17 protein-coding genes are annotated in these 13,256 nt (G+C 29.5%); 15 read left to right on the top strand and 2 right to left on the bottom strand.

All coding sequences use genetic code 11. From position 1 onward, the window contains the following. Positions 1-664 precede the first annotated feature (664 nt). From BUB51_RS04430 to BUB51_RS04365, 14 genes are all read left to right on the top strand, one after another. Positions 665-940 carry an ArsR/SmtB family transcription factor gene (locus BUB51_RS04430; RefSeq protein ID WP_073195837.1) on the top strand — a complete coding sequence of 92 codons (276 nt, stop codon included), beginning with the start codon at positions 665-667 and terminating at the stop codon, positions 938-940. Positions 941-1,016: 76 nt separating this feature from the next. Then, entirely contained in the window at positions 1,017-1,982 is a 966-nt protein-coding gene (locus BUB51_RS04425; protein ID WP_073195835.1) for an ABC transporter ATP-binding protein, read from the top strand. Continuing rightward, positions 1,979-2,713 (top strand): ABC transporter permease, encoded by a 735-nt coding sequence (locus BUB51_RS04420; RefSeq protein ID WP_073195833.1) that lies wholly within the window; start codon positions 1,979-1,981, stop codon positions 2,711-2,713. Before BUB51_RS04425 ends, BUB51_RS04420 begins: the two co-directional genes overlap by 4 nt. A gap of 218 nt (positions 2,714-2,931) precedes the next feature. After that, on the top strand, positions 2,932-3,216 hold the full coding sequence (locus BUB51_RS04415; protein ID WP_242945548.1) for a YaaL family protein: 285 nt from the start codon (positions 2,932-2,934) through the stop codon (positions 3,214-3,216). Between the two features lie 69 nt (positions 3,217-3,285). Further along, a complete protein-coding gene (locus BUB51_RS04410) occupies positions 3,286-3,552 on the top strand; it encodes a pro-sigmaK processing inhibitor BofA family protein (protein WP_073195831.1) in 267 nt (88 codons plus the stop codon). Positions 3,553-3,950: 398 nt separating this feature from the next. After that, the gene (locus BUB51_RS04405; RefSeq protein ID WP_035162480.1) at positions 3,951-4,538 is read left to right on the top strand and encodes a 2-oxoacid:acceptor oxidoreductase family protein; all 588 of its coding nucleotides are present in this window, start codon (positions 3,951-3,953) and stop codon (positions 4,536-4,538) included. Next, on the top strand, positions 4,528-4,833 hold the full coding sequence (locus BUB51_RS04400) for a 4Fe-4S binding protein (protein WP_035162481.1): 306 nt from the start codon (positions 4,528-4,530) through the stop codon (positions 4,831-4,833). Before BUB51_RS04405 ends, BUB51_RS04400 begins: the two co-directional genes overlap by 11 nt. A gap of 18 nt (positions 4,834-4,851) precedes the next feature. Further along, the gene (gene porA, locus BUB51_RS04395; RefSeq protein WP_073195829.1) at positions 4,852-6,036 is read left to right on the top strand and encodes a pyruvate synthase subunit PorA; all 1,185 of its coding nucleotides are present in this window, start codon (positions 4,852-4,854) and stop codon (positions 6,034-6,036) included. A gap of 12 nt (positions 6,037-6,048) precedes the next feature. Further along, positions 6,049-6,981: a thiamine pyrophosphate-dependent enzyme gene (locus tag BUB51_RS04390; protein ID WP_073195827.1), complete on the top strand. Its 933-nt coding sequence runs from the start codon at positions 6,049-6,051 to the stop codon at positions 6,979-6,981. 153 nt (positions 6,982-7,134) lie between these two features. Next, the gene (locus tag BUB51_RS04385; RefSeq protein WP_073195825.1) at positions 7,135-7,755 is read left to right on the top strand and encodes a 50S ribosomal protein L25; all 621 of its coding nucleotides are present in this window, start codon (positions 7,135-7,137) and stop codon (positions 7,753-7,755) included. A gap of 89 nt (positions 7,756-7,844) precedes the next feature. Then, entirely contained in the window at positions 7,845-8,441 is a 597-nt protein-coding gene (locus BUB51_RS04380) for a 50S ribosomal protein L25 (protein ID WP_073195822.1), read from the top strand. A gap of 192 nt (positions 8,442-8,633) precedes the next feature. Further along, positions 8,634-8,882, top strand: coding sequence for a hypothetical protein (locus BUB51_RS04375; RefSeq protein ID WP_073195820.1), 249 nt, complete (start codon positions 8,634-8,636; stop codon positions 8,880-8,882). Between the two features lie 39 nt (positions 8,883-8,921). After that, the gene (locus BUB51_RS04370) at positions 8,922-9,140 is read left to right on the top strand and encodes a hypothetical protein (protein ID WP_073195817.1); all 219 of its coding nucleotides are present in this window, start codon (positions 8,922-8,924) and stop codon (positions 9,138-9,140) included. A gap of 174 nt (positions 9,141-9,314) precedes the next feature. Further along, positions 9,315-9,509 (top strand): hypothetical protein, encoded by a 195-nt coding sequence (locus tag BUB51_RS04365; RefSeq protein ID WP_143153565.1) that lies wholly within the window; start codon positions 9,315-9,317, stop codon positions 9,507-9,509. Positions 9,510-9,512: 3 nt separating this feature from the next. Here BUB51_RS04365 and BUB51_RS04360 read toward each other — a convergent pair whose 3' ends face one another. Both BUB51_RS04360 and BUB51_RS04355 read right to left on the bottom strand, forming a co-directional pair. Continuing rightward, the gene (locus BUB51_RS04360; RefSeq protein WP_073195813.1) at positions 9,513-10,637 is read right to left on the bottom strand and encodes a YibE/F family protein; all 1,125 of its coding nucleotides are present in this window, start codon (positions 10,635-10,637) and stop codon (positions 9,513-9,515) included. A gap of 53 nt (positions 10,638-10,690) precedes the next feature. After that, the gene (locus BUB51_RS04355) at positions 10,691-12,190 is read right to left on the bottom strand and encodes an alkaline phosphatase (protein ID WP_083599510.1); all 1,500 of its coding nucleotides are present in this window, start codon (positions 12,188-12,190) and stop codon (positions 10,691-10,693) included. 181 nt (positions 12,191-12,371) lie between these two features. Here BUB51_RS04355 and BUB51_RS04350 point away from each other — a divergent pair, with 181 nt between their 5' ends. Beyond that, positions 12,372-13,214, top strand: a complete 843-nt coding sequence (locus BUB51_RS04350) for a fumarate hydratase (protein WP_073195810.1) — start codon at positions 12,372-12,374, stop codon at positions 13,212-13,214. The last annotated feature ends 42 nt before the right edge of the window (positions 13,215-13,256 follow it).

The following is a 13,256-nucleotide window of genomic DNA, read 5'->3' as shown; positions in this document are numbered from 1 at the left end:
TGTACACTACAAAAAAACTTCTTTCACTAAAAATAAAGTTGTATCAAAAAACATGGTTTAAAGAAGACTAAATATCTTCTTGAGCCATGTTTTTTTATATTATTTCTTAATTCTTTTTTCTTAGAACTATCTCCTAAAACTTAGTAAAATCAATAGATATCGAAGATTAAAAGGAAAAGAAAAAGGAAAAATAACTAGATAAAAAATTAACTTAAAACTAAATACTTAACCCTTGAAAGTGAAAAAACTTTATTTTCATTTTTGAGTGTTAAAGGTTAAGGAATAAGGGAAAAGTGATAAGATTTTGGGAAATATTTTAAAAAGAAAGGGAAATATCGAAAAATGATAAATGTGGATAAATAGAGGATTTTGGGGATAATTTTGAAAAGAGTTTGTTTTAGAGATGAAAGGAGTTTTTTTGATGTATATAAGTTTTATCAAAAAACATGGTTTAAAGGAGACAAATTATCTTCTTGAACCATGTTTTTTTATTGATGAAAATAAATAGAAGATGCAAAAAAAAACAAAAGACACATAAACTTTATCTTTTTATTAATAAATTTATGAAATGTAAACTAAAACATTTGATTAAGCATTGACTCATTTAATTAACTAATGTATTATTTGATTAAGATAACACTTAATTAAATACTGGAGGTGAACTATGGATAAAACTTTAGAAGTTTTAAAAGCAATATCTGATGAAAAAAGATTTAATATAATTAATTTACTTTTACAACATAATTTTTGCGTAAGGGCTTTAGCCAAAAGACTTAACTTATCAGAGGCAGCTATATCACAACATTTAAAAGTACTAAGAGAAGCAGGATTAGTTAAGGGTGAAAAAAAAGGATACTATACCCATTATGCAGTAAACAGAGATATACTTTATGAACTTTCAGAAAGTCTAAAAGAAATGGCTAAACAAGATAGATTATGAAGTAAAAATTATAATAAGTCCATAGAATAGATTGTGATTTTAAGTTATGTATTTCAAATTGGGAGGTGTTTTATATATGAATATATTAGAGGTAAAAAACTTAACTAAAAAATATGGAGATTTTACTGCTGTTAACAACATTAATTTTGCTATTAAAAAAGGGGAAATATTTGGTTTTTTAGGACCGAATGGTGCAGGAAAGACTTCAACTATTAATATGTTAACTGGATTATCTAAAGTTACAGAAGGGAGTATTAATATTTTTGGAATTGATGTTGTTAAAGATGTAAAAAAAGCCCAAAGTATAATGGGAATAGTACCTGATGAAAGTAATTTATACCCGGAAATGGATGGATTTGAAAACTTGTGTTTTTGTGCATCATTATACGGAATAGGAAAAGAGGAAAGAGAAAAAAGAGCAAAGAAACTTTTGGAACAATTTGGGTTAGATAATGTTGGGAAAAAACCATTCAAAGCATATTCGAAGGGGATGAAAAGAAAATTAACTATTGCTGCTGGAATTATTCATAACCCTAAAATTCTTTTTCTAGATGAGCCAACAACAGGTATAGATGTGGAAAGTGCTAGACAGATTAGAAGTTTAATTATGGATTTAAATAAGAAGGGAACAACTGTATTTATAACTACTCACTACATAGAAGAAGCGGAACGATTATGTGATAGAATTGCTTTTATAGTAAAAGGGGAAATTGTTAGAATAGGAACAGTTGATGAACTAATGCAAGATGTACAGAAGGAAAAGATTATTCAATTCACTTTAGATAGCGGAATTTTAGATATAAAAGAAACACTTCAAAAAGATTTTTACAATTACAAAATTGAGATTATTGACAATAATACTTTTAGGCTTTATTCAATTAATACCATAAGTTTAATGTCATTTATGAAATATTTTGATGAGAGGGGATTTAGTGTATATGAAGCAAAAGTAATAAAACCGACATTAGAAGAAGTTTTTGTAAAGATTACAGGAATTGAAGCTTCAAAAATGAAAAAAGAAAAGGAAGGTGGTAGAAAATGAAATCATGGATTGCTTATTGGAATATCCTGAAAAAAGATATGAAAAACTATTATTTAAAGCCACCTAATATTAGTTGGGGTATTATTTTTCCCGTTGCTTGGACATTGATGTTTTTTATTAAATCTCAATCTACATTAGGAATTAGAGATATATTACCGGGAGTAATGTCAATGTCCATATTATTTGGAACAACTTCTATGTTAGCAGTAACAATTACATTTGAAAGAAAGAGCCGTTCATTTGAACGACTTTTATTAGCACCAATTAGTTTAAATTTGTTGATGTTATCTAAGACTACTGGAGCAATTATATTTGGTGTTATCAATGCCTTTATACCAGTAATATTTGCTTCTTTAATAACAGATTTGACAGGTATTAATTGGATATTAGTATTTGGTAGTGTATTATTTATTGCTATTACTTCTACATTTTTAGGATTATTTATTGCTGTATCCGTCAGTGAAGTATTTGAAGCCCAAACATTTTCTAATTTTTTTAGATTTCCAATGATTTTTTTATGTGGTCTTTTTATACCAATTCAGAGTTTACCCGTAATTGTAAGACCATTGTCTTATATTTTACCGTTAACTTATGGTACAGATATATTAAAATCAACTATTAATGGGACTGGTTTTTTACCAGTTTGGATTAATTTTTTGATTCTTATTGGATTTGCTTTATTATTATTTAGCATTAGTATAAGGAATATTAAAGAAAAATGGATTTATTAGAATAAAGCAAATATAAATTTGATTTATTAGAAAAAATGTATATCGAAATGCAAAAAATGAAAAAAGATATGGCTACAAAATAAGATATAGCAAGAATTGAACAAAACATGGAGAAGCTCGAACAAAATATGGTTAGAATCATAATAAGTTTTTTGCTGTATAACCCTCCAAAATATTGTAAATAATTAAGATAAAAATTATTTTTGGGGGGTTTTAATATGCCTAATATGTTTCCACAAAATAAAGCAAAAACATTTTTAAATGTAAATAATTTATTAATCAATATAAAGGACAAATTAGTTTATAATAAAAGTAATGAAGAAGAATTTTTTAAAGCTCTAAAAGATGCACATTTTGAATGGAAGAAAGCAGAATGTTATTTTCAGAATGTAACGGATCCTGATTTAATAGATTTCGCTATTTACAATATGGAAGCTGCAAAAATAAAATATATCTATCTTTTAAAAGAAGCTAGAAGAAAAGGGATAAAAATATCTGGATAAAAGCTTGTAATATTATTTTATTTTTATTTATATACTTACAATAAGAAAATGTTTTAGGAGTGTGGGGAAATGGGTTTAGAAGTAGGGGCAGCTTTATCATATGTATTAGCATTAGTTGTAATTTTGATCGTTGTAATGCTTCTTTTAAAACCATTAAAGCTGATTTTGAAATTAATAATTAATGGAATAATAGGTCTAGTATTACTTTTAGCGGTAAATTTTATTGGTAAGTTTGTTGGGATAAAGATAGGAATTAATATTATAACGATAATCATTGCAGGATTTTTAGGGATACCGGGGGTAATTTTATTAATAATAATAAATTATATTTTGTAAATAAAAGTGGTAGAATAAAAGAGGGAATGTCTTCCCTTTTTTTTCTTACTAAAAACTATTAATTTTTTTTAAAATAAAAATTTAATAAATTTATTTTATATCATGTTGTATCTATTGAACAATTTATATTTATCTGTTATACTAAAAATTGAAAACTGTTATATATTTAAAATTAAGATTTTTAGTATTATTAATGACCTGTTATATGAGAAAAACAATATTGTATTATAACAGACAAGGTTAAAAAATACTGTTCTATAACAATCAGTTTTACTTCTGTATGTCAATAATTCCTTTATTATTGAAGGAATTAAAGCTAATATATAGAAATATTCTGTGTATTTGTTAGAACACAACAAAAAATTACTTTAATGGTCAATATGAAAGGAGGAAAATTGATGGCAAAACAAATGATTGAAATTCGTTGGCATGGCCGTGGTGGTCAAGGTGCAAAAACTGCTTCATTATTGTTAGCTGAAGCTGCATTTGCTACAGGTAAATTTATTCAAGGATTCCCTGAATATGGTCCAGAAAGAATGGGTGCACCAATTACAGCTTACAACAGAATCAGTGATAGTAAAATAAGAATACATAGTAATATTTATGAACCAGACTATGTAGTAGTTGTTGATGAGACTTTACTTAAAGACGTAGATGTAACAGCTGGATTGAAAAAGGAAGGTGCTATTGTAATTAACTCAGAGAAAAGTCCTGAAGAATTAAGACCATTATTAAAAGGATATGAAGGAAGAGTTTATACTATTGATGCAAGAAAAATTTCAATTGAGACATTAGGAAAATACTTCCCAAATACTCCAATGCTAGGAGCTATAGTTAAAGTTGCTAATATAATGGAAGAAGAAGATTTCTTAAAGGCTATGGAAGAATCCTTTGCGCATAAGTTTGCTACAAAGCCAGAGGTTATTGAAGGAAACATGGAAGCTATCAAGAGGGCCTTGAAGGAGGTTAAGGGCGATGAAAGATAATAAAAAAGTTACGATAACTACTGAAACAACTTGGAAAGAAATAACTCCGGGTGGAATTGTTTACGAAGCTGGTAACGCTCATAATTATAAAACTGGTGAATGGAGATCAATGAGACCTATTTGGCATAGTGAAAAATGTAAGCAATGTCTATTATGCTTCCCTGTATGCCCTGATTCATCGATATTAGTTGAAGACGGAAAAGTAGTAGGAATCGACTACGATCATTGTAAGGGTTGTGGGGTATGTGTAAATGTATGTCCATTTAACGTATTTGATTTTGTTAAAGAAGAATAGTTGTAAGGAGGGAAACAAATGGCTATAAGAGAGAGATTAAGTGGTAACGAAGCAGTTGCAACTGCTATGAAACAAATAAATCCTGATGTTGTTGCAGCTTTCCCTATTACTCCATCAACTGAAGTACCACAATATTTCTCACAATTTGTTGCTAATGGTTCAGTTGATACAGAGTTTGTTGCTGTTGAAAGTGAGCACAGTGCTATGAGTGCTTGTGTTGGTGCATCAGCAGCAGGTGCAAGGGTTATGACTGCTACATCAGCTAACGGTCTTGCTTTAATGTGGGAGATATTATATATTGCTGCTTCATCAAGATTACCAATAGTTATGCCTGTTATAAACAGAGCATTATCAGGGCCAATCAATATTCATAATGACCATAGTGATTCTATGGGAGCTAGAGATTCAGGTTGGATACAATTATATTCAGAAGATAATCAAGAGGCATATGACAATATAATTCAAGCTATAAGAATAGCTGAACATAAAGATGTTAGATTACCTGTAATGGTATGTATGGATGGTTTTATAGTAAGCCACTCAGTTGAAAATATAGAATTATTAGAAACTGAAAAAGTTAAAGAATTTGTTGGAGAATATGATCCAGGTTTAGATACATTATTAAATCCAGAGCAGCCAGTTGCTATGGGACCATTGGATTTACCACCACATTATTTTGAACATAAACGTCAACAAGCCGAAGCTATGAAGAATGCTAAGGAAGTTATTTTAGAAATAGCTAAAGAATTTGAAGCTTTAACAGGAAGAAAATATGGTTTATTTGAAGAGTACAAAATGGAAGATGCAGAAGTTGCTATCGTTGTACTTAATTCAACTGCTGGAACAGCTAAAGAAGTAGTAGATGAATTAAGAGAAAAAGGAGTAAAAGCTGGATTAGTTAAAATAAGAGTATTTAGACCATTCCCTGTTGAAGAATTAAGAGAGGCATTAAAGCATGTTAAAGCTGTAGCTGTAATGGATAAAGCAGACAGCTTCTCAGCTGCTGGTGGTCCGGTATTTGTTGAGACTAGAGCGGCTTTATATGATGCAGAGACTAGACCAGTAATGATAAGCTATATCTACGGTTTAGGTGGTAGAGACGTAAAAACTGATGATATTATGAAAGTATATGAAGACTTACTTGAAATAGTTAAAACAGGAGAAGTTAAGTCAGTTTATAATTACTTGGGTGTAAGAGAATAGGAGGTGCAGTAAATGGCTTTAAATTTAAGAGAAGCAGCAAAAAGACCTGAGAGATTTACAGGTGGTCATAGATTATGTGCCGGATGTGGTGCTTCTGTAACTGTTCGTGCGGTTTTAAAAGCATTAAAACCAGAAGATAAAGCAGTTATAGGTGCTGCTACTGGTTGTTTAGAGGTTTCAAGTTTCTTATATCCATATACAGCTTGGAAAGATTCATTTATACACAATGCATTTGAAAATGCGGGAGCTACAATAAGTGGTGTTGAAGCTGCTTATAGAGTTTTGAAGAAAAAAGGTAAAATAGATGATACTTATAAATTTATAGCTTTTGGTGGAGACGGTGGTACTTACGATATAGGTATTCAATCATTGTCAGGAGCAATGGAAAGAGGACACGATATGGTATATGTTTGCTATGACAATGGTGCTTACATGAATACTGGTATTCAAAGATCATCAGCTACTCCAAAATATGCGAATACAACAACTTCTCCAGCGGGAAAAGTTGTTCCTGGTAAACAACAATTTAGAAAAGATTTAACACAAGTTATGGCAGCGCATAATATACCATATGTTGCTCAAACAGCACCATTTGGTAATTTCAGCGATATATATCAAAAAGCTGAAAAAGCAATATATACTGAAGGTCCAGCTTTCTTAAATGTATTTACTCCATGTCCTCGAGGATGGAGATATGATACTCCAAAATTAATGGAAATAGTTAAATTAGCTATAGATACATGCTATTGGCCATTATATGAAGTTGAAAATGGTAAATGGAGATTAACATATAAGCCTAAAAAGAAACTTCCAATAGAAGATTTCTTAAGACCACAAGGAAGATTTAAACACTTATTCAAACCAGAAAATCAACATCTAATTGAAGATCTTCAAAAAGAAATTGATAGAAGATGGGAAATGCTTCTTGAAAGATGTGGAGAGTAATAAAAAGAACCCTAACCTTTTTGAAAATAGGTTAGGGTTTCTTTTATAAATTATTTTATAGACATAAAAGAGTATTTTATGAGATTTGAATTATTTTGAAATTTTTGTTTTAATATTATTAAGAAAAAATAATATATAAAAGGGGGATATGCTATGGCTGCACCGAAATTGAATGTAGAATTGAGGGACGGAGGTGGCAGGAGGTATTCTATTAAATTAAGAAAGAATGGTTTTATACCCGGAGTAATCTATGGTCATAACAAACAAACTAAAAGCATTAAATTAAAAGAAATTGAACTTTCAAAAGTCCTAAATAAATTTGGTTCGGGTTCTACAGTAAATTTGAATTTAAATGGGGAAGTAATTCCGGCTATAATCAAAGAAGTACAAAAAGATATAATTAAAGATAATCTACTTCATATAGATTTTCAGCAGCTTTCTGAAGATGAAGAGATTAAAGTTTTCGTTCCTGTAGTGTTGGTAGGCAAGGGGAAAGTAGAGAATTCGACAACTATTATTCAGCAACAGATAATGGAATTAGAAATCAGGTGTTTACCAAAATATATACCAAGTTCTATAGAAGTTGATGTATCAAATTTAAAATTTGGCGATTCCATTACAGTAGGGGATTTGAATTTAGGAGAAAACATAGAAATATTGCATGATGAAGATGAAGTTATAGCATCATTGACTGCAAATAGCAAGTACGAAGAACTTGAAGAGGATAAGGATGTACCTATTTATGAAAGTAATAAGAGCATATTAGATAAATAAGTTTAGCGGCTTTTAGCCGCTTTTTTTCATGTTTAAAAAATATATTATTGGAGATAATGAGTAGAGAGAAAAACAAAGGAGGAGAGATTATGAATGATATACATATAAACTGCAACATAAGAAATGAAACAGGGAAAAATGCATGTCATAGAATTAGAAATAATGGCCAAATACCGGGAATTATATATGGGCGTAATTTTTCAAATTATAGCGTCCAATTTGATGCTAATGAGCTTAATAAAATAATTAAAGAATATGGAGAAAATGCACTGATTAATGTCGAAGTAGAAGGAAATACTTTTCCAGCAATGATAAAAGAAATACAAAGAAATCCAATTAAAGGCGATATAATTCATGTCGATTTACAAAAGGTTTATGAAACAGAAAGAATTCATGCTACAGTACCTATTGTGTTAAAAGGTAAGGAGTATGTAAAAAATATTGGAGTTATACAGCAGCAATTAAAAAATATAGAGATAGAATGTCTGCCTACACAAGTACCAAAGAACATTACGATTGATATATCTAATCTTTTAACGGGTCATTCATTAAGAGTATCCGATGTAGAGTTTGGAGAAGAAATAAGTGTTTTAAACGATAAAAATGAAATAATAGTATCACTTGCATCTATGAAGAATGAAGATGGTGAAGAAGTGGAGAATGAAGAAGAGACAAATTTAATATAATATAAAGAATTAAAATGCATTTGCTATTTTTTAAGAGTTTAACAAATAGCAAATGCATTTTTCTGATTTTAAACATATTAATTTTATAGCAGGAATTTAAGTAAATTTATAGAACTAAAGAGTAAAAGAAATTAAGATTCGGTTAATCTTTATTAAAATAATTTTAATGAATTATAAATATTAGGTGATTATATGAAAAAAATCAGATTAATAACTATAGTATGTATATTATTATTACTTATAGTTATTTATACAAAAAATGAACAGTTAGGGAAAGAGTATTTGCGAACGATAAATATACTGACTCATGTAGTAAAATCTATGACTAAAAATTTAGAAAGCAATAGTCCAAATCCGGAATATCATCAGAAATTATTAGATCAAATTCAAATTATAAATTATTTTTTAACTGCTCATGAAGATTTAGCATTTTTAGATTAATCTATTTATTATATTTTTGATTAAAGACAGTTTGATGAAATGAAGACTAAAGAAAAAATACTGCTTTTAAAAAGATTTTATAATAATTTAAATTGGCTATCAAAAGAGATAGACTATTATAGTAAGTATTTTATTTCATTAGATTTTCATGGAGAGGGTTTTATAAAGAATAAACCTGCTGCAACTTATTATTATTTAAATATTCGAAAAGGTATGATTGAGAATAAGTTTAGAGAAATTTATAAAGATAAAGAATAAAAAAACCTGTATCTAAATTATTATACAGTTTAGATACAGGTTTTTTTATGCAAAAACATGGGTTGATATTACTATAGAAAAAAGTAGAAGAAAATGATATAATGAAACAAAATATCCGATTTTAATGAATAAAGGAAGATTTTGTTGAAATCCAATGTCAAAGTGTGGTGAAAAATGATGAGAATAGCCATATTAATTATTTTGTTAATTCCATTTATAATGTTGCAAACCTATATAATAAAAGACATTTTAGAAGTAGCTAGAAAAAGTATAAAACGTAGTTCTTATAGTAAAAGCAGTAGATTGAATAAATATGATTATTACAGGCGTTCTAAAATTAACAAAAATAATATAAGAGCTGCTAAATAAAAATTACAATTTTTTAATTCCAGATGTGAAAATCCATCCTGCAACTATAGCAGTAATGGGTGCTACTAAAACTAGTCCTATACTGCCCACAAGAGTCCTCATTATTTCTGCACTTACAATCTTTAAATTTATTATCCTAATTAAACTTGAGTTTTTAGTCATAAATAACATAAGTAAAGTTAAATATCCTCCAGAATAAGCCAATAAAAGAGTTGTTGTCATTGTACCGATTACCGCCCTACCAATATTGAAACCAGACTGAATTAATTCTTTTCTCTGTATATCAGGTTTTTTAATCTTAATTTCTTCTATAGAAGCGGCAACATCCATAGCTATGTCCATAGCGGCTCCAGAAGCACCAATTATAATTGCGGCATAAAAAATATGTTTCATATTGAGATCAAGATGGCCGCTGAATATAAGAGTTTCTGCAAATGGCGAAGTCATTCCATAAAGAGATAATTTATTTCCAAAAAACACCGTTATTCCTATTGTAACAAATAGCCCGCATATCGTTCCAATAAAGGCAGCTATTCCTTTTTTAGTAAATCCAGCTACAGAAAAAATTATTATAGCTGTCAATAACATAAGTACTAATGAAGTAATAAATAAAGGCTCTTTTCCGTTTAATAGAGCTGGAATCAAGACATTCCATATTACAAATAGACTAGCTACAAAAGAAAACAATGCCTTTAATCCGGTGAATTTGGCATATAAAATTAAACATAGTACAAAAACTGCAAATAAAATAAATTGCCAATCCTGTCTATAGATATCAATAGCTTTAACTCCTTTTATTTCTCCATTTTTTTCTAATATACTAACTATTATCTTATCTCCAACTTTATAATAATTATCAAAATCTAGCTTTCCTACCAATTGATTTACTGCTTTTAATTTTTCTCCTTTATATTTTCCTTCTTTTATTTCAACTATTAATGACTGAAAGCCTATTTTGGCTATTCCCGACTGAATTACTTCAGAGTTATCGGTCTCCAAAACAACTGCTTTTACTTCAGATAGATTATTATTTTCTTCATTTTCTGAAGTTAAACCCTTTGAATTTATTATGGCAAACATAAGTAGTATCAATCCTATAACAAATAATATAGGCATAGTTTTTTTCATCGGAAATCACCTCATATGAAAAAGGTAATACAAAATAGCCAGGATAATCCCGGCTATTTTGATAATTCAAACCCCATTATATTTGCTAAAGTCTTTGCTATTTCAGTATTATCTTTAAATCCAGTGAATTTTTCTGCTCCTACACCAACTGCTGACATAGGTATTGATGTTCCTGAATGTGCAAAAGTAGTCCATTCTATATTTGCTCTTTCTGAAATTATATGAGTTGTAGCTATAGCTACAGGGCCATAATAAGATGGGCCATATTCTGAAATATCATATTTAGCCTTATTATCTGCTAAATCCATAGCTTTAATAATTTCTGCTTTTTCCTTTTCAGTTAAATTATCTAATCCAAAATTTTCAGCAATATATTTAAAATATGCTTCTCTATTACCATCATATTTTTTAGTTAATACGTCTCCAACGGAAGCTTTAACGTCAAGAAGCTCATTTAATTTTAAATAATAATTTTTAGCAAATCCTAATCCCATACCGCCAGTCTCATGATCCCCAACAACTACGATTAAAGTTTCATCTGGATGTTCTTTATAAAATTTATATGCTTCTTTAACGGCATCATCAAATGCTAAAACGTCATATATAGCACCAACAGCATCATTTGCATGACATGCGTGATCTATTCTTCCGCCTTCAATCATAAAGAAAAATCCATTAGGATATTTTGATAAGACTTCTATACCCTTTTTAGTTATTTCCGCCAAACTTGGGACTTGATTACTTGTCTTATGAATTCTATCAATTTCATATGGCAAATGAGATAGCGTAAATGCGGCAAATACCTTTTCTTGTCCTTTTGGCGAATATCTTCTAAATCTATTAGATTGTTCTTCTCCATAGAATACTTTATATCCTCTATTAGCAAATTCTCTCATTAAATTTCTATTATCTTTTCTTTTTGAGCCGTTCATACTTGGCATTTTATCAATCCAACCTTGTGGTAGGAAATGTCTGGCTCCACCGCCAGCGAAAAATTCAACGTTGCTGTTTAAAAAGTCAACTGCAATTTCGTTTTCATTACTTCTGCTTTCATTATGTGAGGCAAATACTGCCGGTGTTGCATGAGTTAATCTAGTTGTAGTGGCTATACCTGTAGCCATTCCTTTTTCTTCAGCCGCTTCAATAAGAGTTTTTACATTTGTGCCATCAGGCAATTTTGATATCATTCCGTTATTAGTTTTATGTCCTGTAGCGAGTGCTGTTCCGGCGGCCGCTGAATCAGTTATCAATGAATTTGCAGAGTATGTAGTATTAATTCCTGCAATAGGCAATTGATTGATTAATAATTTAGCAGATTTATCTTTAGTTTTCTCTTGTAAAAAATACTCTGCAATCTGTCTTTGAGCAGCCCCTAATCCATCGCCTATAAAATAAAATACGTATTTTGGAACTTTTTCTTCGGCAGCTTCAGCTACAGTTGATTTAAATATCTTTGTACTGCCTTTAGTACCTATTATGCTATTAGTGGCTATTAGAGCAATAATCAATACTGCTAATAAAATCTTTGAAAAAATTTTTTTCTTATTGAACATCTTAAAACCTCCCTTTATAATTTTTATAAATTTATAATACTAATTTTAGAATATCAGTTAAATATTAATATATTATTAACTAAATGTTAATTTTATGTTTATTAACTATTATATTACGAATTGAAATTAAACTGTTTTTTAATTAAAATAGATATAAGAATATTTTTGGAGATGAAAAAAGATGAGGAAGATAAATGCAAATAAGATAATAGATAAAGTTAAGGAAATGTGTATAAAGGCTAATTATGAATTAGGAGGAGATGTACTTAAAAAATTATATGATGCTAGAGATAGAGAACAGTCTCCTATCGGAAGAGAAATACTAGATAAGTTGATATTAAATGCAAACATAGCAAAAAATGAGCAAATGCCGATATGCCAAGATACTGGAATGGCAGTTTTTTTTGTCGAAATAGGACAGGATGTATATATAGAAGGAGGAAGTTTAACCGAAGCAATAAATGAAGGGGTTAGACAGGGATATAGAGAAGGATTTTTAAGAAAATCAGTAGTCAAAGATCCAATAATAAGAGAGAATACTAGGGATAATACACCTGCAATAATACATTACGATATAGTTAAAGGCGATAAACTTAAAATAAGTTTTGCTCCAAAGGGATTTGGAAGTGAAAACATGTCCAGTTTAAAGATGTTAAAGCCATCAGATGGGATTGAAGGAATTAAGAAGTTTGTTTTAGATGTAGTAAAGAGTGCAGGTGCTAATCCTTGTCCTCCTATTGTCGTTGGTGTAGGTATTGGAGGGACAATGGAAAAAGCATGTATATTGGCTAAAAAAGCTCTATTTAGGAAGTTAGGAGAATATAGCCATATAGAGCATATAGAGAAGTTAGAAAGAGAACTATTAGATGAGATAAATAAAACGGGAATAGGGCCTCAAGGGCTAGGAGGAAATGTTACAGCTTTATCTGTAAATATAGAAGTTTTTCCTACTCATATTGCAGGATTGCCTGTTGCAGTCAATATAAACTGTCATGCGGCAAGGCATATAGAAGTAGAACTGTGAAATAGAAATAATAATTAGAGAAATGTTGTTAAGATAAGAAGG

The organism is Caloranaerobacter azorensis DSM 13643 (assembly GCF_900129995.1).
GTDB classification, from domain to species: domain Bacteria; phylum Bacillota; class Clostridia; order Tissierellales; family Thermohalobacteraceae; genus Caloranaerobacter; species Caloranaerobacter azorensis.
Note: the sequence above shows the minus strand (reverse complement) of the source record. Positions and strands in the feature narration are given on the sequence as shown.

What these genes read in the sequence shown, in the direction of transcription:
- BUB51_RS04400 (WP_035162481.1), top strand. Translation starts at nt 4,528, where the DNA reads ATGAAAGATAATAAAAAAGTTACGATAACTACTGAAACAACTTGGAAA.
- BUB51_RS04360 (WP_073195813.1), bottom strand. Translation starts at nt 10,637, where the DNA reads ATGAAAAAAACTATGCCTATATTATTTGTTATAGGATTGATACTACTT.
- BUB51_RS04365 (WP_143153565.1), top strand. Translation starts at nt 9,315, where the DNA reads ATGATGAGAATAGCCATATTAATTATTTTGTTAATTCCATTTATAATG.
- porA (WP_073195829.1), top strand. Translation starts at nt 4,852, where the DNA reads ATGGCTATAAGAGAGAGATTAAGTGGTAACGAAGCAGTTGCAACTGCT.
- BUB51_RS04425 (WP_073195835.1), top strand. Translation starts at nt 1,017, where the DNA reads ATGAATATATTAGAGGTAAAAAACTTAACTAAAAAATATGGAGATTTT.
- BUB51_RS04420 (WP_073195833.1), top strand. Translation starts at nt 1,979, where the DNA reads ATGAAATCATGGATTGCTTATTGGAATATCCTGAAAAAAGATATGAAA.
- BUB51_RS04385 (WP_073195825.1), top strand. Translation starts at nt 7,135, where the DNA reads ATGGCTGCACCGAAATTGAATGTAGAATTGAGGGACGGAGGTGGCAGG.
- BUB51_RS04380 (WP_073195822.1), top strand. Translation starts at nt 7,845, where the DNA reads ATGAATGATATACATATAAACTGCAACATAAGAAATGAAACAGGGAAA.
- BUB51_RS04405 (WP_035162480.1), top strand. Translation starts at nt 3,951, where the DNA reads ATGGCAAAACAAATGATTGAAATTCGTTGGCATGGCCGTGGTGGTCAA.
- BUB51_RS04375 (WP_073195820.1), top strand. Translation starts at nt 8,634, where the DNA reads ATGAAAAAAATCAGATTAATAACTATAGTATGTATATTATTATTACTT.
- BUB51_RS04415 (WP_242945548.1), top strand. Translation starts at nt 2,932, where the DNA reads ATGCCTAATATGTTTCCACAAAATAAAGCAAAAACATTTTTAAATGTA.
- BUB51_RS04350 (WP_073195810.1), top strand. Translation starts at nt 12,372, where the DNA reads ATGAGGAAGATAAATGCAAATAAGATAATAGATAAAGTTAAGGAAATG.
- BUB51_RS04370 (WP_073195817.1), top strand. Translation starts at nt 8,922, where the DNA reads ATGAAGACTAAAGAAAAAATACTGCTTTTAAAAAGATTTTATAATAAT.
- BUB51_RS04410 (WP_073195831.1), top strand. Translation starts at nt 3,286, where the DNA reads ATGGGTTTAGAAGTAGGGGCAGCTTTATCATATGTATTAGCATTAGTT.
- BUB51_RS04355 (WP_083599510.1), bottom strand. Translation starts at nt 12,190, where the DNA reads ATGTTCAATAAGAAAAAAATTTTTTCAAAGATTTTATTAGCAGTATTG.
- BUB51_RS04390 (WP_073195827.1), top strand. Translation starts at nt 6,049, where the DNA reads ATGGCTTTAAATTTAAGAGAAGCAGCAAAAAGACCTGAGAGATTTACA.
- BUB51_RS04430 (WP_073195837.1), top strand. Translation starts at nt 665, where the DNA reads ATGGATAAAACTTTAGAAGTTTTAAAAGCAATATCTGATGAAAAAAGA.